At 55.3% G+C, this 19,528-nt stretch carries 17 protein-coding genes and 1 pseudogene; 10 read left to right on the top strand and 8 right to left on the bottom strand.

The genetic code is table 11. From position 1 onward, the window contains the following. Nucleotides 1–137 precede the first annotated feature (137 nt). The 6 genes from B6S09_RS01005 (at nucleotide 138) to fbaA (ending at nucleotide 7,714) form a co-directional block, all read left to right on the top strand. Complete coding sequence (locus tag B6S09_RS01005; RefSeq protein ID WP_094276633.1) at nucleotides 138–2,315, top strand: malate synthase G; 2,178 nt, start codon at nucleotides 138–140, stop codon at nucleotides 2,313–2,315. A gap of 212 nt (nucleotides 2,316–2,527) precedes the next feature. Beyond that, nucleotides 2,528–3,916 carry an MFS transporter gene (locus B6S09_RS01000; protein WP_243832748.1) on the top strand — a complete coding sequence of 463 codons (1,389 nt, stop codon included), beginning with the start codon at nucleotides 2,528–2,530 and terminating at the stop codon, nucleotides 3,914–3,916. A 104-nt stretch (nucleotides 3,917–4,020) separates the two neighbouring features. After that, nucleotides 4,021–4,188, top strand: a complete 168-nt coding sequence (locus B6S09_RS18395) for a hypothetical protein (protein WP_166670250.1) — start codon at nucleotides 4,021–4,023, stop codon at nucleotides 4,186–4,188. 158 nt (nucleotides 4,189–4,346) lie between these two features. Then, complete coding sequence (gene epd / locus B6S09_RS00995) at nucleotides 4,347–5,366, top strand: erythrose-4-phosphate dehydrogenase (protein WP_094276632.1); 1,020 nt, start codon at nucleotides 4,347–4,349, stop codon at nucleotides 5,364–5,366. 44 nt (nucleotides 5,367–5,410) lie between these two features. Further along, nucleotides 5,411–6,574 carry a phosphoglycerate kinase gene (locus B6S09_RS00990; protein ID WP_094276631.1) on the top strand — a complete coding sequence of 388 codons (1,164 nt, stop codon included), beginning with the start codon at nucleotides 5,411–5,413 and terminating at the stop codon, nucleotides 6,572–6,574. A 60-nt stretch (nucleotides 6,575–6,634) separates the two neighbouring features. Beyond that, a complete protein-coding gene (gene fbaA / locus B6S09_RS00985; RefSeq protein WP_094276630.1) occupies nucleotides 6,635–7,714 on the top strand; it encodes a class II fructose-bisphosphate aldolase in 1,080 nt (359 codons plus the stop codon). Between the two features lie 105 nt (nucleotides 7,715–7,819). On the opposite strand, the gene arcA is transcribed toward fbaA, so the two are convergent. Further along, the gene (gene arcA / locus B6S09_RS00980; RefSeq protein WP_094276629.1) at nucleotides 7,820–8,536 is read right to left on the bottom strand and encodes a two-component system response regulator ArcA; all 717 of its coding nucleotides are present in this window, start codon (nucleotides 8,534–8,536) and stop codon (nucleotides 7,820–7,822) included. 425 nt (nucleotides 8,537–8,961) lie between these two features. On the opposite strand from arcA, the gene B6S09_RS00975 reads away from it, so the two are divergent. After that, nucleotides 8,962–9,453 (top strand): putative 4-hydroxy-4-methyl-2-oxoglutarate aldolase, encoded by a 492-nt coding sequence (locus tag B6S09_RS00975; RefSeq protein ID WP_094276628.1) that lies wholly within the window; start codon nucleotides 8,962–8,964, stop codon nucleotides 9,451–9,453. Between the two features lie 80 nt (nucleotides 9,454–9,533). Here B6S09_RS00975 and aceK read toward each other — a convergent pair whose 3' ends face one another. The 7 genes and pseudogenes from aceK to map all read right to left on the bottom strand — a co-directional run bounded on the left by aceK (nucleotide 9,534) and on the right by map (nucleotide 16,687). Then, nucleotides 9,534–11,249 carry a bifunctional isocitrate dehydrogenase kinase/phosphatase gene (gene aceK / locus B6S09_RS00970; RefSeq protein WP_094276627.1) on the bottom strand — a complete coding sequence of 572 codons (1,716 nt, stop codon included), beginning with the start codon at nucleotides 11,247–11,249 and terminating at the stop codon, nucleotides 9,534–9,536. Nucleotides 11,250–11,410: 161 nt separating this feature from the next. Beyond that, nucleotides 11,411–12,781, bottom strand: a complete 1,371-nt coding sequence (purB, locus tag B6S09_RS00965) for an adenylosuccinate lyase (RefSeq protein WP_094276626.1) — start codon at nucleotides 12,779–12,781, stop codon at nucleotides 11,411–11,413. Nucleotides 12,782–12,825: 44 nt separating this feature from the next. Continuing rightward, on the bottom strand, nucleotides 12,826–13,446 hold the full coding sequence (gene hflD / locus B6S09_RS00960; RefSeq protein ID WP_094276625.1) for a high frequency lysogenization protein HflD: 621 nt from the start codon (nucleotides 13,444–13,446) through the stop codon (nucleotides 12,826–12,828). Beyond that, a complete protein-coding gene (gene mnmA, locus B6S09_RS00955) occupies nucleotides 13,443–14,549 on the bottom strand; it encodes a tRNA 2-thiouridine(34) synthase MnmA (RefSeq protein WP_094276624.1) in 1,107 nt (368 codons plus the stop codon). The genes hflD and mnmA overlap by 4 nt, the downstream gene beginning before the upstream one ends. Before the next feature lie 199 nt (nucleotides 14,550–14,748). Then, the gene (locus B6S09_RS00950; RefSeq protein ID WP_094276623.1) at nucleotides 14,749–15,195 is read right to left on the bottom strand and encodes an NUDIX hydrolase; all 447 of its coding nucleotides are present in this window, start codon (nucleotides 15,193–15,195) and stop codon (nucleotides 14,749–14,751) included. A gap of 5 nt (nucleotides 15,196–15,200) precedes the next feature. Beyond that, nucleotides 15,201–15,815: pseudogene (locus tag B6S09_RS00945) on the bottom strand (pseudouridine synthase); the annotation flags it as partial. Nucleotides 15,816–15,901: 86 nt separating this feature from the next. Beyond that, nucleotides 15,902–16,687, bottom strand: a complete 786-nt coding sequence (map, locus tag B6S09_RS00940) for a type I methionyl aminopeptidase (protein WP_094276621.1) — start codon at nucleotides 16,685–16,687, stop codon at nucleotides 15,902–15,904. 277 nt (nucleotides 16,688–16,964) lie between these two features. Between map and rpsB the strand changes: the two genes are divergently transcribed. From rpsB to pyrH, 3 genes are all read left to right on the top strand, one after another. Further along, nucleotides 16,965–17,690: a 30S ribosomal protein S2 gene (gene rpsB, locus B6S09_RS00935; protein ID WP_094276620.1), complete on the top strand. Its 726-nt coding sequence runs from the start codon at nucleotides 16,965–16,967 to the stop codon at nucleotides 17,688–17,690. A gap of 104 nt (nucleotides 17,691–17,794) precedes the next feature. Continuing rightward, nucleotides 17,795–18,673 (top strand): translation elongation factor Ts, encoded by an 879-nt coding sequence (gene tsf / locus B6S09_RS00930; RefSeq protein WP_094276619.1) that lies wholly within the window; start codon nucleotides 17,795–17,797, stop codon nucleotides 18,671–18,673. 72 nt (nucleotides 18,674–18,745) lie between these two features. Continuing rightward, entirely contained in the window at nucleotides 18,746–19,477 is a 732-nt protein-coding gene (gene pyrH, locus B6S09_RS00925) for a UMP kinase (protein ID WP_094276618.1), read from the top strand. Nucleotides 19,478–19,528 lie beyond the last annotated feature (51 nt).

The raw sequence follows: 19,528 nt of genomic DNA, 5'->3' as shown, positions 1-19,528 counted from the left end.
AAGATCCTGTGATCATATCTAGTAATTCGACTTTGCCTCTTTCTTCCTTCGCAGGTAAACTGTCGCTCCCAAGCAATCAGGGTTAGTGATCGGTCGATTGAACACTACTGACAACTAAAATAGAAGAAGCAACTATTATGACGGAACGTACTCACCTCGGCACTTTGCAAGTCGCTACCGTTCTCCATGATCTGGTAGTAAATGAAATCATTCCTGGTACTGGCGTGGAGCCCGCTGCTTTCTGGAGTGGTCTGGAGCAGATCGTCAACGATCTGGCCCCTAAAAACCGCGCTCTGCTGGAAAAGCGTGAAGCCCTGCAACAGCAGATTGACGAATGGCACCATACCCACGCCGGCAAGCCCCATGATGCCGCAGCCTATAAGCAATTTCTGACTGAGATTGGTTATCTGGTTCCGGAAGTGGAAGATTATCAAATTACCACGACCAATGTTGATGCTGAGCTGGCTACCCTGGCCGGTCCGCAGCTGGTGGTACCGGTGAACAATGCCCGTTATTGCCTGAACGCTGCCAACGCGCGCTGGGGCAGCCTGTACGATGCGCTGTACGGCAGCGATGCCATTGCCGAGACCGACGGCGCCGAAAAGACCAAGTCCCTGAACCCGCGTCGTGCCGAAAAGGTCATCGCCTGGGGACGCAATCTGCTGGATCAGGCCGCGCCGCTGGCTGCCGGCAGCCATGCTGACGCCACCTCCTACCAGGTGGTGAACGGTCAGCTGCAGGTAACCCTGGAAAACGGTGAGACCACTGCTCTGGCCGATGCCGACAAATTTGCGGGTTACAAGGGCGATGTTGCCGCGCCGGCTTCCGTACTGGTACGCAACAACGGACTGCACATTGAGCTGCAGTTTGATGCTGCCAACCCTGTTGCCCAGCTCGACAAGGCAGGCATTAAAGATCTTATCGTTGAAGCCGCCCTGTCCACCATTATGGACTGTGAAGACTCTGTTGCCGCTGTAGACGCCGAAGACAAAGTCGGTGTATACCGCAACTGGCTGGGCCTGATGAAAGGTACCCTGAGCCAGAAAATCCAGAAAGGCGACAAGGAAATTATTCGTACCCTGAATCCGGATCGCGAATACCTGAACCCTCAGGGCGAAGCCTTCACCCTGCACGGCCGCAGTCTGCTGTTCGTACGTAACGTGGGTCACCTGATGACCAACGATCAGGTACTGGACAAAGACGGTAACGAAGTGCCGGAAGGTATTCTCGACGGCCTGGTGACCTGCCTGATCGCCATTCACGATATTAAGAGCAACGGCAAGTTCCGCAACTCCCGTACCGGCAGTGTGTATATTGTTAAGCCCAAAATGCACGGCTCCGAAGAAGTGGCGTTTACCGTTGAGCTGTTCAGCCGTATCGAAAAGGTACTGGGCCTGGCCGAGAATACCCTGAAAGTGGGTATTATGGACGAAGAGCGCCGTACCAGCGCCAACCTGAAGTCTGCCATCTATGAAGCCCGTGAGCGTGTTGTGTTCATCAACACTGGCTTCCTGGATCGGACTGGTGATGAAATTCACACCAGCATGGAAGCCGGCCCGGTTGTGCGTAAAGGCGACATGAAGCAGCAGGCCTGGATCCAGTCTTACGAGAATAACAACGTAGATGTGGGCCTGGCGGCTGGTTTGCAGGGCAAGGCTCAGATTGGTAAAGGCATGTGGGCCATCCCCGACAACATGGCCGATATGCTGGAGCAGAAAATTGCTCACCCGCTGTCCGGTGCCAATACCGCCTGGGTTCCGTCTCCGACGGCTGCTGTGCTGCATGCGACTCACTACCATCAGGTAAATGTGAAGTCTCGTCAGGATGAGCTGATGTCCCGTGAGCCGGCCAGTCTGGATGATCTGCTGACTATTCCGCTGCTGACTCAGGCCGACAAGGACGCGCTGACCGCTGAAGAGATTCAGAATGAGCTGGACAACAACGCTCAGGGCATCCTGGGTTACGTGGTTCGCTGGATCGATCAGGGTGTTGGCTGCTCCAAGGTTCCCGACATCAATAACGTGGGTCTGATGGAAGACCGCGCTACTCTGCGTATCTCCGCTCAGCACATTGCCAACTGGTTGCGTCACGGCATCCTGACCAAAGATCAGGTAATGGAGTCCATGAAGCGCATGGCCGCTATTGTTGACGGTCAGAATGCCGGTGATCCGCTGTATCGTAACATGGCTCCCGGTTTTGACGGTGTAGCGTTTGAGGCGGCCTGTGCTCTGGTATTTGAAGGCACCACTCAGCCCAGCGGTTACACCGAGCCGCTGCTGCACGCTTATCGTCGCAAGCTGAAAGCCCAGGGCTGACAGCAAGGACACCGCTAATATCAAACCCCGGCTTTTGCCGGGGTTTTTTTATTTATGGCAGTGTCAAAAATGACGGGGATAGCCGGCATGCAGCACGAGCGGATTGGAGGAACAGTGATCGGCACCGAATATTGAATGAATGAAGCTTGTTCAGAGCGACCGAATGCTGTCAATCTGAGCTACTTTTATTACTCGCTAAGACCGTCTCCGCCATGATAAAGCGTCTGGTTATTTCTTTGTCGTCATTGATCTTCAGTGTTTTTCTGCTGATGGGCGGCAATACCTTTGTGATGACCCTGCTGGGGGTGAACCTGGGGCTCAAGCAGGTAGAGCCGACTCTGATCGGCAGTATTATGGTGTGCTATTCGGTGGGGTTTGTCCTTGGCTCCCTCTACGGGCCCGGGGTGATCAGGCGGGTAGGACATATTCGTGCCTTTGCGGTGTTCAGTGCCGTACTGGCCAGCTCCACCCTGATATTTCCGCTGACGGACAGTATTGTTATCTGGGCGCTGTTGCGGGCACTCAGTGGTATTGCGGTAGCCGGCAGTTTTGTGGTGATTGAAAGCTGGTTCAGTGCCGTTGCCAGTAGTGATAACCGGGCCACGCTGTTTTTTGCTTATCAGATCTGTGCCTATCTGGCGGCAACTGCCGGTCAGTTGCTGATTGGTTTTACCGATCCGGCGGCGTTCGTGCCCTTTACTATCGGGGCCATTCTGCTGACCGCCGCGTTGGTGCCTTTGTCGCTTACCCGTATGGAAGCGCCCACGGTAGAGCACACTGAGCGTATCAGCCTGAAAGAGATTGTACGTAGTGCGCCGGTCGGCCTGCTGGCCGCGCTGTGCAGTGGTGTGCTGATCAGCAGCTTTTATTCCATGGCTCCGGTCTATGCGATTCAGCTGGGGTTGCCGGTAGAGCAGTTGTCCTATTTTATGGCTGCCTCCATCTTTACGTTTATTATCTTTGCCTGGCCGCTGGGCCGTCTGTGTGATCGTCTCGACCGGAGTCGCATCATGATCGCGATCAATCTGGTGATTGTGCTGAGTGCAGCTGGGGTGATTATAGGCGGAGGGTATCATCTCGGTATTCTGATTGGTTTTTCTGCGCTTTATATGGGCATGGTCGCCTCCATCTATCCGGTCGCGGTGGCCATAACCAACGATCGTATGGAAGCCCATCATATCGTGGCGGCCAGTACGACATTGTTGCTCAGTTATGGTATGGGCAGTTCCCTTGGACCGCTGTTCAGCTCCGGTATGATGACCTGGCTCGGGCCGCAGGGGCTCTATATCGGCTGTGGCGGTGTGGCGCTGTTGCTGTGCGGTTACAGCTGGTGGTGGCAGTGGCGCACTCCGGCGGTGCCGGTGGAAGAGCAGGCCGCCTATATTGCTACCCCGGTTAACACACCGGGGGTGATCACCGAGCTGGATCCGCGAAACGATGAGTTTGTGGATGTCCCCATTGAAGAGGTGTTTCCCGATCTGGAAGAAGAAGCCATTGCGGAAGCCAGTGCGGGTCAGATGGAGCTGGATCTGGACGAGGGTGACGCTCAAGCGGAAGAAAATGATGACATCCTGCTGCAGAATCCGGCCCCCTCGGGCTGAGCAAAGGGTCTCAATTGGCCTTTGTTGTGCAAATGGGATACTGTCATTAAACCGTCAATGAATGACGGTATTCTGAGTCCGGTTCCATCAGCGAGGACAAGTCCATGGATAATGTGCCGCGTATGAGTGCTGTCTCGACCCCGCCACCCTGTATCTGGTCGGCGGACGATTGTTACCCTGCCAGCGTGTTGTACTGGCTGCAGCAGCTGGCCGGGCAGGCCGACGTGACCCCCACGGTTACTGAGCCCGAGCCCGAGCTGGAAGTTGTGTAAATTTTGCTCCTTCATTGATGTTCCGGCCATGTTGATGGCCGGGTTTTTCCTTTTTAGGGCTGCATCACTGCCTTCACCATTCCCCTTGCTTTCAATCCTCGTTAGACTTGGCACAGTTTTAAATATCAATCCTTGAGCCCAGCAGGAAGCAGACAGCCATGATTCGACTCGCCATTAATGGCTATGGCCGCATCGGTCGCAGCGTGCTGCGCGCCTTTTATGAGCGCGGCCTTCACAAACACATGAAAATTGTGGCCATTAACGAGCTGGCCGAGCCTGAGGCCATGGCCCACCTGACCCGTTATGACTCCAGCCATGGCCGCTTTGGTCAGGAAGTCACGCTGGAAGGTCAGAGTATGTGCATCGGGGAGGATCGCATCCGGCTGTGTCACGAGCCTGAGGCGGATAAACTGCCCTGGGCCGAGCTGGGAGTGGACCTGGTGCTGGATTGCACCGGGGTGCTTTCCAGCCGTAGCGATGCCGGACTGCATATGGCGGCAGGAGCGGGGCGTGTGCTGTTTTCTCATCCGGCTGACAGCGATGTAGACGCCACCATCGTCTATGGGGTGAATCATCAGCAGCTGACCGGTCGTGAAACCATTGTCTCTAATGCTTCCTGCACCACTAACTGTGTGGTGCCGGTGATTGAAACTCTGCACCGGGTGTTCAATATCAAGTGCGGTAACATTACCACCATTCACTCGTCGATGAATGATCAGCAGGTGATCGACGCTTATCACGCCGATTTACGTCGCACCCGGGCCGCCAGTCAGTCCATTATTCCGGTAGATACCAAACTGGCCAAAGGCGTTGAACGCATACTGCCGCACTTTGCCGGCAAATTTGAGGCCATTTCCGTGCGGGTCCCGACCATTAACGTTACCGCCATGGATCTCAGTATTATCGTGGAAAAGCATGCCTCGGTGAGTGAGGTTAACCGTGTATTGTGCGAGGCCGCCGAAGGCCCGCTCCGGGGCATTCTCGGTTACACCGAGGCACCACTGGTATCGGTAGACTTTAACCACGATCCCCACTCTTCCATTATCGATGGTACCCAGACCCGGGTGAGTGATGCCAACCTCATCAAGATGCTGATGTGGTGCGATAACGAATGGGGGTTTGCCAACCGCATGCTGGACACCAGTCTTGCCTGGCTGGCGGCGGGAAAAACAATTTAACCGATTCGCTTTCACAACAGTACTGCCAATTTAGAGGACGTATTATGTCTGTCATCAAAATGAATGAACTCGAGCTGGCCGGTAAGCGGGTGCTTATCCGTGCCGATCTGAACGTGCCGGTCAAAAATGGCAAGGTCGGCTCGGATGCCCGCATCCTGGCCTCGCTGCCCACCATTGAGGCGGCTCTGGCCAAAGGGGCCAGAGTGATGGTGACCTCGCATCTGGGACGCCCTGTTGAGGGGGAATATGCCGATGAGTTCTCTCTGCAACCGGTGGTAGACTACCTGGCTGGCAAGCTCAGCGTACCGGTACGCCTGGCAACCGATTACCTGAACGGCCTGGACATTGCCGATGGTGAGCTTGTAGTACTGGAAAACGTGCGCTTTAACAAGGGTGAGAAAAAAGATGACGAAACCCTCTCGCGCCAGTATGCCGCGCTGTGTGACGTGTTCGTTATGGATGCCTTCGGTACCGCGCACCGGGCCCAGGCGTCCACTCACGGGGTAGCGAAATACGCACCGGTAGCCTGTGCCGGCCCGCTGCTTTCCGGCGAGCTGGAAGCCCTGGCCAAAGCCATGGATAAGCCGGCCCGCCCCATGGTGGCGATTGTGGGTGGCTCCAAGGTTTCTACCAAACTGACCGTACTGGAGTCCTTGTCCCAGGTGGCCGACCAGCTGGTGGTGGGCGGTGGCATTGCCAACACCTTTATTGCCGCCGCCGGTCATAGTGTAGGCAAGTCACTGTATGAGCCCGAGCTGCTTGACACCGCGAAGAGGCTGGCCGCCGAGTGCGCAATTCCTCTGGCCACCGACGTGGTGGTAGGGACCGAGTTTTCCGAGCAGGCCGATGCCGCCATCAAGCCGGTGAGCGAAGTGGAAGCCGATGACATGATCTTCGACCTGGGCCCTGATTCTGCCGAGGCGCTGGCTAAAATCCTGAAAGAAGCCAAGACCATATTGTGGAACGGCCCTGTGGGTGTGTTTGAATTTGATCAGTTTGCCCACGGTACCGAGGTGGTGGCCAGAGCCATTGCCGAGAGCGATGCCTTCTCCATTGCCGGTGGCGGTGACACCCTGGCGGCCATCGATAAATTCGGTATCAAGGATCAGGTTTCCTATATTTCCACCGGTGGTGGTGCTTTCCTCGAGTTCGTGGAAGGTAAGACCCTGCCGGCGGTAGCCATGCTCGAGCAGCGTGCCAACGACTGAATTCTATTTATCACTGCGGCCGGCCGAACCGGCCGCGAGCAAGCTTACAGGAGCAAAACAATGTCTCAGAAAATTTCCGATGTGGTCAAGCCGGGTGTTGTCAGCGGCGACGACATGCAGAAGATTTTTGCCATTGCCAAGGAAAACCAGTTCGCGCTGCCTGCGGTTAACGTGGTGGGTACCGACTCGGTGAATGCCGTGATTGAAGCTGCTGCCAAGGTGAATGCTCCGGTTATTGTGCAGTTCTCCAACGGCGGAGCTGCCTACTTTGCGGGTAAGGGGCTGAAACTGGAAGGGCATCAGGCCGCCATTCTCGGTGCTATTTCCGGTGCGCGTCATGTCCATGCGGTGGCCGATGCTTACGGCGTCCCGGTGATCCTGCATACCGACCATGCGGCCAAGAAGCTGCTGCCCTGGATTGACGGCCTGCTCGATGCCGGTGAAAAGCACTTTGCTGAAACCGGCAAGCCGTTGTTCAGCTCTCACATGATTGATCTGTCCGAAGAAAGCCTGGAAGAAAATATCGAGATTTGCGCCCACTACCTGGAGCGTATGAGCAAGATTGGCATGACCCTGGAAATTGAACTGGGGTGCACCGGCGGTGAAGAAGATGGCGTTGATAATACCGGCATGGACAGCTCCCTGCTGTATACTCAGCCGGAAGACGTGGCCTATGCCTACGAGAAACTGAGCGCTATCAGCGACAAGTTCACCATTGCCGCTTCCTTTGGCAATGTGCACGGTGTATACAAGCCCGGTAACGTCAAGCTGACCCCGCAAATCCTGGACAACTCCCAGAAGTATGTGTCCGAGAAATTCGGTCTGGCACCCAAGTCCCTGGACTTTGTGTTCCACGGTGGCTCCGGCTCTTCAGCCGAGGAAATCAAGGAGTCCATCAGCTACGGTGTGATCAAGATGAACATCGACACCGACACCCAGTGGGCCACCTGGGCTGGCGTGATGAACTACTATAAGGAAAAAGAAGCCTATCTGCAGGGACAGATCGGTAACCCGGATGGTGACGACAAACCCAACAAGAAATACTACGATCCTCGCGTCTGGCTGCGTGAAGGTCAGCTGAGCATGATCGCCCGTCTGGAGCAGGCGTTCCGTGAGTTGAACGCCGTCAACGTGCTGTAAGGCACCACTGAAATAAATAAAAATACCGGCCATCAGGCCGGTATTTTTTTGCATTGTATGCATTGATTTTCCGTGACCCCGGTATCAAGCCGAAATCCGGTGTTGTTACCCTTCCAGCTCGCCGCAGAAGCGGTAGCCTTCACCGTGAATGGTCGCGATGATTTCGGGAGTGTCCGGTACCGACTCAAAATGTTTGCGGATACGACGGATGGTGACGTCCACAGTACGGTCGTGCGGCTTGAGTTCGCGGCCGGTCATTTTCTTCAGCAGCTCGGCACGGCTCTGGATCTGACCCGGATGCTCACAGAAGTGAACCATCGCCCGGAACTCACTGCGTGGCAGTTTGAATACTTCACCACTGGGGCTGACCAACGCACGGCTGTTAATGTCCAGGGTCCAGCCGTTGAAGCGATAGGCGTCTATCTGTTTGTCATCTTCCTGAGCGTCGGGGGCCTGCATGGTACGGCTCAGCAGATTACGGGCGCGAATGGTGAGCTCACGGGGATTAAACGGTTTGGTGATGTAATCGTCGGCACCGATTTCCAGGCCCAGGATTTTGTCAACTTCGTTATCGCGACCGGTGAGGAACATCAGCGCCAGATTGTGCTGCTCACGCAGCTCACGGGCCAGCAGCAGACCGTTTTTACCGGGCAGGTTGATGTCCATGATGACCAGGTTCACCTTGTGATCAGAAAGGGCTTTATACATTTCTTCGCCGTCGGTGGCTTCCAGGACGGCATAGCCTTCTGCTTCAAAAATACCTTTAAGGGTATTACGGGTGACCAGTTCGTCTTCAACGATAAGAATGTGTGGAGTCTGCATGAGCTTACCTGTTCTCTGAATGTAAAAATACTGTCATCGGCACTGCGGCTGGGCGGACTCACCTTTTAACCGCAGAGTAAGTTTTTTATGTAATAAACTTACCTTAACAAGCGGTACCGGGCTTGCCGGACCACAGTGCTGTTATTATTTTTTATATGCATCCCATGCAGTTGCTGCGTCATACCCAACAGAATAGAAAACGGGAAGAACAGAGGTCCTTTTGATAGTTTGATGTTATTTTAACAGTTAACAGAGGCATAACAACAGTTTGCGGCGGATATTGTTAAATTGTTTTATGAGCTCATTTGATCCAGGTCAAGCCTCAATTTAACAAAACTGCTGTTTTTTTAGCGTACTGTTACACTTTGGAACTGGTCCAGAGCATTGCCGTCAGGGCCGGAAAGGTGCATTAAAACGGAGGGTATATGATTGATTTATTACCGGATCTGTGTGACGAACATGCAGATAAAGTGAAGGTGCTTGATGCCATATTTCGTGACTTTGGTGCCGAGCCCCTGTTCTGGGGACAAGCGGTAACGGTGCGTTGCTATGAAGACAACTCCCGGGTGCGTGAACTGGTGTCGCAGCCCGGAACCGGCAAGGTGCTGGTAGTGGACGGTGGCGGCTTGCTGCGCTGCGCCCTGATGGGCGACCTGCTGGCAGAAAAAGCGCTGGAAAACGGCTGGGAAGGGGTTGTGATCCACGGTGCGATCCGTGATGCCGGTACGCTGGGTGGCCTGGCCCTGGGCATCAAGGCGCTCGCTGCGTGCCCGGTCCGCTCAGAAAAACGCGGTGAAGGGGTCACGGAGGTGCCAGTCACCTTTGCCGGTGTCACCATTTATCCGGGGGATTATGTGTATTCCGATGCCAATGGTGTGCTGGTTTCCCGCGAGCCGCTGAGCCACCCGCAGTTATAAGGGCATCCCCCTCCCATCCTTCCCCGGAGAGGTGAGCACTGTGTATACCCGGTGCTGGCGCAGGAAGGCCCGGGCGGGGGTCACTCCTCCCCGTACTTGTATTTAAACCGTTGTTGCCGCCGGTAGGGAAAGATGTCTTCTACCCGGCCCTGGGTAATATTATTTTGTAATTGGCGCCAGTAGCCTGCGGTAAACAGCTCCATATGCTGTTCATCAAAGGCGGCACGAATACGCGGGTTATAGAGCAGAAAGGTTTTAAATTCCTCGGGAAAAACATCGCTAGGCCCAACCGAGTACCATGGCTCGGGGTTGAGCTGGTCCTGCAGGTGATCTGTTTTGGGGATGTCGCGAAAATGACATTCGGTCATATAGGCGATTTCGTCATAATCGTAGAATATCACCCGGCCGTGGCGGGTAACGCCAAAGTTCTTGAACAGCATATCGCCGGGGAAGATATTGGCGGCAGCCAGTTGCTTGAGGGCGCTGGCGTATTCGTCCAGGGCATGGTGCAACTGCTCTTCTTGCACTTGCTCCAGATGAAGGTTGAATGGCGTCATGCGCCGCTCGGTATAAAGGTGGTGAATAATCAGCCGGTCTTCCTTGAAGGTAAGCTGGGAGGGGACCTCCCGCTGTAATTCCTCCAGCAGCTCGGGGGCGATGCGATTGAGCGGCAGTTCAAAATTGGTGAACTCCATGGTGTCGGCCATACGCCCGACCCTGTCGTGTTGTTTTACCAGCCGGTATTTGGCTTTGACGGTATCGCGGTTCACGGTTTTGGGCGGAGTTACATGATCTTTGATGACCTTGAAGACCACATCAAAAGAAGGCAGGGTAAACACGCACATCACCATGCCTTTAATGCCTTTGGCCGGTACAAACTGGTCCCGCGAGCGCTGCAGATGCTGTAAAAAACCCCGGTAAAAAATGGTCTTGCCATGTTTCTGCCAGCCGATGGCGTTATAAATTTCATAGTCAGACTTGTTGGGCAACAGCGGCCGCAGAAACTGTACCAGCAATGAAGGCCGGGGACACCACACCATAAAATAAGCGCGGGCAAAGCCAAACAGAATGGATGCATTGTCCTGACTCAGCAGCAGGGTGTCGATCACCAGGCCGTCTGCTTCATGCAGGATGGGCAGAATAAAGGGCTGTGGCCCTTCGGGGTGTTCCAGCCGGCCAATGAGGTAAGCCCCCTTGTTGCGGTAAAACAGGGTATTGATCACGGTAAGAGTGAAGGGGGAATCGGTTAGCCCCGCTTCGTTCAGAGTGTGTTTCAGATATGTCAGATCCTGTTCTAACCTGGCAAAGGGTAATTCCAGTCTGAATCTTGCCAGCAGATGTTGCAGAGTTTGGTTCAGCTCGCCGGGAACAACCCGGTATTGCCAGGTGCATGAAGCCAGATCCTGCTTGCCCGGATAAGGTACAAAAGGATGCACATAGAGGTTTTCGGCACGAATGCTGCGATGGCGGGTGGAGCGCCGATAGACCGAGTTGTAAAAAGATTCAGCCATATCCGGATTGGAATGGGTGATCAACAGATCGTTAAAGGCCTGTTTGAGGGCTTTCAGTTCCTGGTGACGTAAGGGCCCCCGGTTATAGTCGAGTACGGCGCGTACTGTATTGTTTACATGCTCATCATATAGCCAGATGCGTCGGCGTGAGGCCAGCTGTACTCCGCTCCAGTCCTGGGCCTCAAAGCGGCTTTTGGCCCCCAGAGTGATCACCAGAAAATAACGATGAAAGGCATCGAATCCGCGCATGACAATATGCGCCATGTCTCTTGTACGGCTGTTCATACTAACGCTGCTCCTGCTGAAAACCGGATAGCATGTTAGTGAGAGCAAAGGAAAAAAAGCGAAGGGAAAGCGTCGTTTTTGTGGTCTGCCGCAAGCTGCAGCATGATGGATGCACAAATTTGTGAAGCAGGGCGAAGCAGGGTTGCTTCGCCCGCGGGATATTACTTCAGCTCGTCGGTGAGCTTGACCGCTCGTCCGATATAGTTGGCTGGGGTAAGTTGCTTGAGCTCGTCCTTAACGGATTCGGGCAGCTCCAGGCCATCGATAAAGGCACGCATGCCGGCACCGTCTACCCGCTTGCCCCGGGTCAGCTCTTTCAGCTTCTCGTAGGGCTTTTCAATGCCGTAGCGGCGCATCACGGTTTGTACCGGCTCGGCCAGCACTTCCCAGTTCTGATCCAGATCGGCAGCCAGTGCATCGGGGTTGGCTTCCAGCTTGCTGATCCCTTTCAGGGTGGCCTGGTAGGCGATTAGTGAGTAGCCCACGGCCACACCCAGGTTACGCAGCACGGTGCTGTCGGTCAGGTCACGCTGCCAGCGGGATACCGGCAGTTTGGCGGCCAGATGACTGAAGATGGCATTGGCCAGCCCCAGGTTACCCTCGGAGTTTTCAAAGTCGATGGGGTTAACTTTGTGCGGCATGGTACTGGAACCGATTTCGCCGGCCACGGTTTTCTGCTTGAAGTAGCCAACCGAAATATAGCCCCACACGTCCCGGTCGAAATCGAGCAGTATGGTGTTGAAACGGGCCAGGGCGTCGAACAGCTCGGCAATGTAATCGTGAGGTTCGATCTGGGTGGTGTAGGGGTTCCAGGTCAGGCCCAGGCCGGTCACGTACTGCTCGGAAAAGGCGTGCCAGTCTACTTCCGGATAGGCGGAGATATGGGCGTTGTAGTTGCCTACCGCACCGTTAATCTTGGCCAGCAGTTCAATACCCTGAATTTGCTTGAGCTGGCGCTCCAGACGATAGGCCACGTTGGCCATTTCCTTGCCCAGGGTGGTGGGTGAGGCAGGCTGACCGTGAGTGCGGCTCAGCATCGGCAGATCGCGGTACTGGGCGGCCAGGCGCTTTACTTCGTCAACCAGTTGCTGGCAGTAGGGTACGACGACGTCATCGCGGCCGGCTTTCAGCATCAGGGCGTGGGCGTTGTTGTTGATGTCTTCACTGGTGCAGGCAAAGTGAATAAATTCGCTTACCGCAGCCAGCTCGGGCAGGGCCTCGACTTTTTCCTTCAGGAAGTATTCCACGGCTTTTACGTCGTGGTTGGTGGTGCGTTCAATGTCCTTGATACGCTGGCCGTCGGCCTCGCTGAAATTGGCGATAATGCTGTCCAGCAGTGCATTGGCTTCATTGGAAAAGGCCGGAACTTCGGCAATGGCCGGCTCGGCGGCCAGAGCCTGCAGCCAGCGCACTTCCACTTCTACGCGAAAACGCAGCAGGCCAAACTCGGAAAAAATGGCGCGCAGCGCCTCGGTTTTGCTGCCGTAACGGCCATCGACCGGGGAAATGGCCGTTAATGCTGACAATTCCATCAACTGAAACTCCTGAAGGTTGGGGGGTAGTTAAAACAACATCACTAACGCAGAGCGGCCTGGGCCTGAGCCACCAGCCGTTTGCGGGAAAACAGAATATGCCGGCGTTTGCCGCCGAGCTGACGCCACAGCACGGCGCTGCGAATGCCTGCCAGCAGCAGGGCGCGGATCTGGTGCTGTACCATAGGCTGCTGTAAAAAGCTCGGGTTGCCCGCCACCTGAATGCGTGGTCCGATGGGGCTGACAATGTCGCTGTAAATGCCGGCCAGGTTAGCCAGTACCTGTTCATCGAGCAGATCAAAATGATGCAGCTGACGCTTTACCTGACTGATGCGCTCGCCCAGCATCGACATCAGATCCCGCCGCTTGGCGAGCTTGCGTTCCAGCGCCACCACTCCTACCAGATAGCGGGTGAGCTCGGCATCCTTTTTGTTGCTGTCGCCGTTCAGCTGTTCGATCAGGGTGTTATACCCCAGTCGCAGGTTATCGTGACCGCCGTAAACGTCTGCCGTCTGTTCGGCGTCAGTGACCAGTATGCTGTTCAGGGTAGTAGCCAGCACTTCCTTATCGTCGATAACACCCTGACGAGCGACCTGCTGCACCAGGCGTGCGGCCTGGCAGATGCCGGCAAAGGCCAGGGTTTGGTTTTCCAGACTGTGACTCACGCTTGATCCTTGTTGAACCGGGTTTCAATAATACCGCCGCCCAAGCATACCTCATTCAGGTAAAATACTGCCGACTGACCGGGGGTGACTGCCGCCTGAGGCTCATCGAACAGCACGCGAATGGTGTCGGCGTCCACCGGCTCGATGGTGCAGGGAATATCGGTCTGACGGTAGCGGGTTTTCACGGTGCAGCGCAGGGGCTCGGTTACTGTGCGGCGATCTACCCAGTGCAGCTGACGGGCGATTAAACCATCGGAATAAAGACGGGGATGATCGCCCTGGGCCACCACCAGCACGTTGCGTTCCACCTCTTTGTCGACCACATACCAGGGTTCGTCGCCGGCGTTTTTAAGGCCGCCGATGCCCAGTCCCTTGCGTTGGCCGAGGGTGTGATACATAAGTCCCTGATGCTGACCGATAACCTCGCCGTTTACGGTTTCAATATTTCCGGGTTGGGCGGGCAGGTAACGGGCCAGAAAATCGGTAAACTTGCGTTCGCCGATAAAGCAGATGCCGGTGGAATCTTTTTTCTTGGCGGTAACCAGCTCCAGCTGTTCGGCAATACGCCGTACTTCGGGCTTTTCCAGTTCGCCTACCGGGAACAGGCTTTTGGCCACCTGTTGTGAACTCAGGGTATACAGGAAATAGCTCTGATCCTTGTTGCCGTCGAGACCACGCAGCAGTTTCGGTTCCTCGTCAAAGCTGCGGCGTACATAATGGCCGGTGGCGATGTAATCGGCGCCCAGATCCTCGGCGGCAAACTCCAGGAACGCCTTGAATTTGATTTCCTTGTTGCAAAGAATATCCGGGTTGGGGGTGCGGCCGGCTTTGTATTCCGCCAGAAAATGTTCGAACACATTGTCCCAGTATTCGGCAGCAAAGTTGATGGTATGCAGCTCGATGCCGAGTTTGTCGCACACCGCCTGAGCATCGCGCAGATCTTCTGCCGCGGAACAGTACTCGTCGGTGTCGTCTTCTTCCCAGTTCTTCATGAACAGGCCCTCGACCTGATAGCCCTGCTGTTGCAGCAGATACGCCGAGACTGAGGAATCCACACCGCCGGACATGCCGACAATCACTTTAACCTGACTGTTATCGCTCATAACGCCCATTACCCGATTGCAAAACGGGCGCTATTTTACCAGACAAATGCCGTCAGGGGGAGGGAGCTTTCTCCGGGGAGGGGGAATGCTGAACAGGAAATCGTCTTCCTTAGCCTGCAGGGCCGCAGGTTGGTGATAAGCGAAGCGAATCCCAACATTCCGAACCGCTCGCCGACATGTTGGGACTCGTCATAACCTGCTATGGTGCCGGCTTCAGTGCCGATACCGGAAAGCGCTCACCGGCAAGATAGTCCCGGAAGGAAGCCAGGATCAGCGGGCTGCGCAGTTGTTCGCCGAGGGCTTCTATCTCGGTCAGGGTCAACCAGTGGCAGCGGATAATATCGCCGTCGGGGTCCTGCGGATTGGTCGCGAGCGGCTCGAGCACCTCGGTACAAAAGGTAAAGCGCACAAAGTGCTTGCCGTTGTCCGGTGCCGTATACTGGTACACTGCGACCGCCTGTTCAAGAGGCAGGGTCAGACCGGTTTCTTCCAGCAGCTCGCGCTTTGCTCCGTCCAGCAGGTTTTCGCCCGGTTCCAGATGGCCTGCTGGCTGATTGAACATGACGCTGCCTTGCTGCCACTCTTCCACCATCAGGAAACGCTCGCCGGCGCGCACAATCACCGCCAGGGTTACTGCATGACTCATGGCTTTCTCCATTGACCAGGCTGCAAATCCCCCAGGGTCCAGTTACCCACGGCATAGCGAATAAGCCGCAGGGTGGGAAAACCGATATGGGCGGTCATGCGCCGTACCTGACGGTTACGCCCTTCGGTGATGTTAATCTCCAGCCAGCTGGTGGGAATATTCTGGCGCTCGCGAATCGGGGGGGTGCGCGGCCACACTGCCGGTTCGTCCATGCGTTTCACCCGGGCCGGCAGGGTGGGGCCGTCCTTCAGCTCCACCCCCTGGCGTAGTTTATCGAGATCGGCCTCGCTGGGATCTCCCTCTACCTGCACCCAGTAGGTTTTGGCGGTTTTGCGTCCGGGCTGGGTCAGTCGGGCATTGAGTGCGCCGTCACTGGTCAGTACCAGCAGGCCTTCGCTGTCCCGGTCGAGCCGGCCGGCGGCATACACCCCGGGCTCATTCACATAGTCAGCCAGGGTTTCCCGGCCACCGGCGTCGGTGAACTGGCACAACACCATATAGGGTTTGTTGAGCAGCAAGGTCACGGGTGGGCCGGAAGGTTTTCTTGAGGCTGGCTTGCGGGGGCGGCGGGAGTAAGTGGGTTTCATGGGGGTTCTGTCAACACGGTGAGAATGAGTCATTCCCGCGCAGGCGGGAATCCATGAACAGGGCTTGGTTACCTGTACATGGGCCCCTGCCTGAGCAGGGGCGACGGACGCAAGGCGCTTCAGGCGGTGATGATCCGCGGCAGGGTATCGTCCTTGCGCAGGGTCAGCACTTCACAGCCGGTTTCGGTCACCAGAATGGTGTGCTCGTACTGGGCCGACAGACTGCGATCCTTGGTCACGACCGTCCAGCCGTCGTTCAGCATTTTGCTATGGCGCTTGCCGACGTTGATCATGGGCTCAATGGTCAGGCACATGCCTGCTTTCAGCACCTCACCGGTGCCGGGCTTGCCGTAATGCAGTACCTGAGGCTCTTCGTGAAATTCCTTGCCAATGCCGTGACCACAATACTCACGTACCACGGAATAATTATGGGCTTCGGCATGTTTCTGAATGGCAGCACCAATGTCACCCAGGTGCACGCCGTCCTTCACCATTTTGATACCGATTTCCATGCACTCCTGGGTTACCCGGCACAGGCGTTCAGACATAATGCTGGGCTTGCCCACGGTAAACATTTTGGAGGTGTCGCCGTGGTAACCATCTTTGATAACGGTGATGTCGATATTGAGAATATCACCGTCTTTCAGCTTTTTGTCGGACGGAATGCCATGACAGATAACATGGTTGACCGAGGTACAGATCGACTTTGGAAAGCCGTGATAGTTCAGTGGCGCCGGAATGGCGCTTTGTTCATTCACGATATAGTCGTGACAGATCTGGTTGAGTTCGTCTGTGGTGACGCCGGGCTTGATATAAGGCTCGATCATTTCCAGCACCTCGGCAGCCAGCCGGCCGGCTACGCGCATTTTTTCGATTTCTTCCGGTGTTTTTATGACTATGCTCATACTTGTCTCTGTAATGACTGGCGGGTGTACCCGTGAAGGGCCAAAAGTGTACCCTTGCCGGCTCCTAACTTCCAGCACCGAAATTGGCTGTCGTACTGGTGCGGCCATGGCAATTGTGGTATAAAGCGCGCCGTGGTGCTGGGTTTAATAAAACCGGGCATTGCGACAACATTCACTTTATTTAACACACACACACATCGGCACATGCTCCAGGGTGCCTTCGGGTCGGAGTCATGGGATGTGTGGAGGCCTAACCCAATACATATTTGAGGAAATCATGGCACAAGTATCTATGCGCGACATGCTGAAAGCCGGCGTTCACTTCGGTCACCAGACCCGTTTCTGGAACCCCAAGATGAAGCCTTACATTTTCGGCGCCAGCAACCGGGTTCACATCATCAACCTGGAAAAAACCGTTCCCCTGTTCAACGATGCGCTGAACTACCTGGGTAACGTTGCTTCCAAGAAAGGTAAAATCCTGTTTGTTGGTACCAAGCGCGCAGCCTCTGAAGCCGTAAAAGAAGCCGCTACCAACTGCGATCAGTTCTATGTGAACCATCGCTGGCTGGGCGGTATGCTGACCAACTGGAAAACCGTGCGTCAGTCCATCAGCCGCCTGAAAGACCTGGAAGCTCAGGCTCAGGACGGTACCTTTGAAAAGCTGACCAAGAAAGAGGCGCTGATGCGTACTCGCGAAATGGAAAAGCTTGAGAAGTCTCTGGGTGGTATCAAGGACATGGGCGGTCTGCCCGACGTACTGTTCGTTATCGATGCGGATCACGAGCACATCGCCATCAAGGAAGCCAACAACCTGGGCATCCCCGTGGTATCTGTTGTAGACACCAACTCCAACCCGGACAGCGTTGACTACATCATCCCCGGCAACGATGACGCCATCCGTGCCGTTCAGCTGTATCTGAATGCTGCTGCTGACGCCGTGAATGCTGCTCGCGCCCAGGATCTGGCCGTGCAAGCTGAAGACAACTACGTCGTAGAAGAATAATAAAGACTGAGCTCGATGCTCACGCCTTTATTAACCATACGCAAGTTATAGGTTAACAGGGGCTATGTGCCCCTGTTTTCTTAACAAGACCGAGGACATTACGAATGGCAAACATTACCGCCGCCCTGGTAAAAGAACTGCGCGAGCGCACTGGCGCCGGCATGATGGACTGTAAAAAAGCACTGATCGAAGCCAATGGCGACATCGAGCAGGCCATCGAAGACATGCGTAAATCCGGCCAGGCTAAAGCCGCTAAAAAAGCCGGCCGCATTGCTGCCGAAGGTATCATTCTGGCCCGCCAGACTGGCAACGTAGCCGTACTGGTAGAAATGAACAGCGAAACCGATTTCGTTGCCAAGGACGCCAGCTTCCTGGCTCTGGGTGATCAGATTGTTGAGCTGGCTCTGGCCAACAAGATTGCTGACGTAGAAGCGCTGAAAGCCGCCACGCTGGCCAGCGGTGAAACCGTTGAAACTGCGCTGACCAACCTGATTGCCAAGATCGGCGAGAACATGAGCCTGCGTCGCGTAGAGCTGGTAGAAGGCGACAACGTAGTAACGTATCTGCACGGTACCCGCATTGGCGTTATCGCCAACCTGCAGGGTGGCGACGAAGAGCTGGCCAAAGATGTGGCCATGCACGTTGCTGCTTCCAGCCCGCAGTTCGTTAAGCCTGAAGACGTATCCGATGAAGTCGTTGCCAAAGAGCGCGAAATTCAGGTGGAAATCGCTGTTAACTCTGGCAAGCCCAAAGAGATTGCCGAGAAAATGGTTGAAGGCCGCATGAAGAAATTCACCGGTGAAATCTCTCTGACCGGTCAGCCTTTTGTTAAAGACCCGTCCATCTCTGTAGCCGACCTGCTCAAGCAGAAAGGCGCCGACGCGCTGGGCTTTGTCCGCTTCGAAGTGGGTGAAGGTATCGAGCGTAAAGAAGAAGACTTCGCTGCCGAAGTTCAGGCTCAGATCGCCGCTTCCAAAGGCTGATTCTCTGCCTTTTTAATGCTATTCGGACCGCGACATCTCGTCGCGGTCTTTCTATGACCAGGAATAGAAAGCATGAGTACCAATCCGAAACCCGCATACAGACGCATTCTTCTCAAACTTAGTGGCGAAGCCCTGCAGGGAGAAGAAGGCTTTGGTATTGATCCCGCCGTACTGGAGCGTATGGCTCAGGAAATCAAGGAACTGGTGGAACTGGGCGTTCAGGTCGGCCTGGTAATTGGCGGCGGTAACCTGTTCCGTGGTGCGGGCCTGGCCAAAGCGGGGATGAACCGCGTGGTGGGCGACCACATGGGTATGTTGGCTACCGTGATGAACGGTCTGGCCATGCGCGATGCTCTGCACCGTGCTTATGTGAATGCCCGTCTGATGTCAGCGATTACTCTTGAAGGAGTTTGCGACAGCTACAATTGGGCCGATGCCATCAGCCTGCTGCGTAAGGGCCGGGTGGTTATTTTCTCTGCCGGCACCGGTAACCCCTTCTTTACCACCGATTCGGCAGCCTGTCTGCGCGGCATTGAAATTGAAGCCGATGTGGTGCTCAAGGCAACCAAGGTCGATGGTGTGTTCAGCGATGACCCGGTCAAGAACCCTGATGCCGAGCTGTATCATCATCTGGGCTACGATGATGTACTCGAGCGAGAGCTCAAGGTGATGGACCTGGCTGCCTTTACCCTGGCGCGGGACCACAATCTGCCCATTCGCGTGTTCAATATGAACAAGCCGGGTGCTTTGCGTCGGGCGGTAATGGGTGAGACCGAAGGCACCCTTATCAGCAACAAGTTATAATTTTCAAGTCGGGGAGGGGAGAGATCCCGTCCCTCACCGTAAATAAAGGAT

Origin of the sequence: Oceanimonas baumannii (assembly GCF_002245495.1) — a bacterium.
Lineage (GTDB): Bacteria > Pseudomonadota > Gammaproteobacteria > Enterobacterales > Aeromonadaceae > Oceanimonas > Oceanimonas baumannii.
The sequence above is the reverse complement of the archived record's forward strand: the minus strand, read 5'-3'. Positions and strand labels throughout refer to the sequence as shown.

Excerpts from the sequence above, each read along its gene's own strand:
- arcA (WP_094276629.1), bottom strand. The coding sequence starts at position 8,536 with ATGCAGACTCCACACATTCTTATCGTTGAAGACGAACTGGTCACCCGT.
- B6S09_RS00990 (WP_094276631.1), top strand. The coding sequence starts at position 5,411 with ATGTCTGTCATCAAAATGAATGAACTCGAGCTGGCCGGTAAGCGGGTG.
- mnmA (WP_094276624.1), bottom strand. The coding sequence starts at position 14,549 with ATGAGCGATAACAGTCAGGTTAAAGTGATTGTCGGCATGTCCGGCGGT.
- B6S09_RS00950 (WP_094276623.1), bottom strand. The coding sequence starts at position 15,195 with ATGAGTCATGCAGTAACCCTGGCGGTGATTGTGCGCGCCGGCGAGCGT.
- B6S09_RS18395 (WP_166670250.1), top strand. The coding sequence starts at position 4,021 with ATGGATAATGTGCCGCGTATGAGTGCTGTCTCGACCCCGCCACCCTGT.
- tsf (WP_094276619.1), top strand. The coding sequence starts at position 17,795 with ATGGCAAACATTACCGCCGCCCTGGTAAAAGAACTGCGCGAGCGCACT.
- pyrH (WP_094276618.1), top strand. The coding sequence starts at position 18,746 with ATGAGTACCAATCCGAAACCCGCATACAGACGCATTCTTCTCAAACTT.
- B6S09_RS01005 (WP_094276633.1), top strand. The coding sequence starts at position 138 with ATGACGGAACGTACTCACCTCGGCACTTTGCAAGTCGCTACCGTTCTC.
- purB (WP_094276626.1), bottom strand. The coding sequence starts at position 12,781 with ATGGAATTGTCAGCATTAACGGCCATTTCCCCGGTCGATGGCCGTTAC.
- epd (WP_094276632.1), top strand. The coding sequence starts at position 4,347 with ATGATTCGACTCGCCATTAATGGCTATGGCCGCATCGGTCGCAGCGTG.
- rpsB (WP_094276620.1), top strand. The coding sequence starts at position 16,965 with ATGGCACAAGTATCTATGCGCGACATGCTGAAAGCCGGCGTTCACTTC.
- map (WP_094276621.1), bottom strand. The coding sequence starts at position 16,687 with ATGAGCATAGTCATAAAAACACCGGAAGAAATCGAAAAAATGCGCGTA.
- B6S09_RS00975 (WP_094276628.1), top strand. The coding sequence starts at position 8,962 with ATGATTGATTTATTACCGGATCTGTGTGACGAACATGCAGATAAAGTG.
- aceK (WP_094276627.1), bottom strand. The coding sequence starts at position 11,249 with ATGAACAGCCGTACAAGAGACATGGCGCATATTGTCATGCGCGGATTC.
- fbaA (WP_094276630.1), top strand. The coding sequence starts at position 6,635 with ATGTCTCAGAAAATTTCCGATGTGGTCAAGCCGGGTGTTGTCAGCGGC.
- B6S09_RS01000 (WP_243832748.1), top strand. The coding sequence starts at position 2,528 with ATGATAAAGCGTCTGGTTATTTCTTTGTCGTCATTGATCTTCAGTGTT.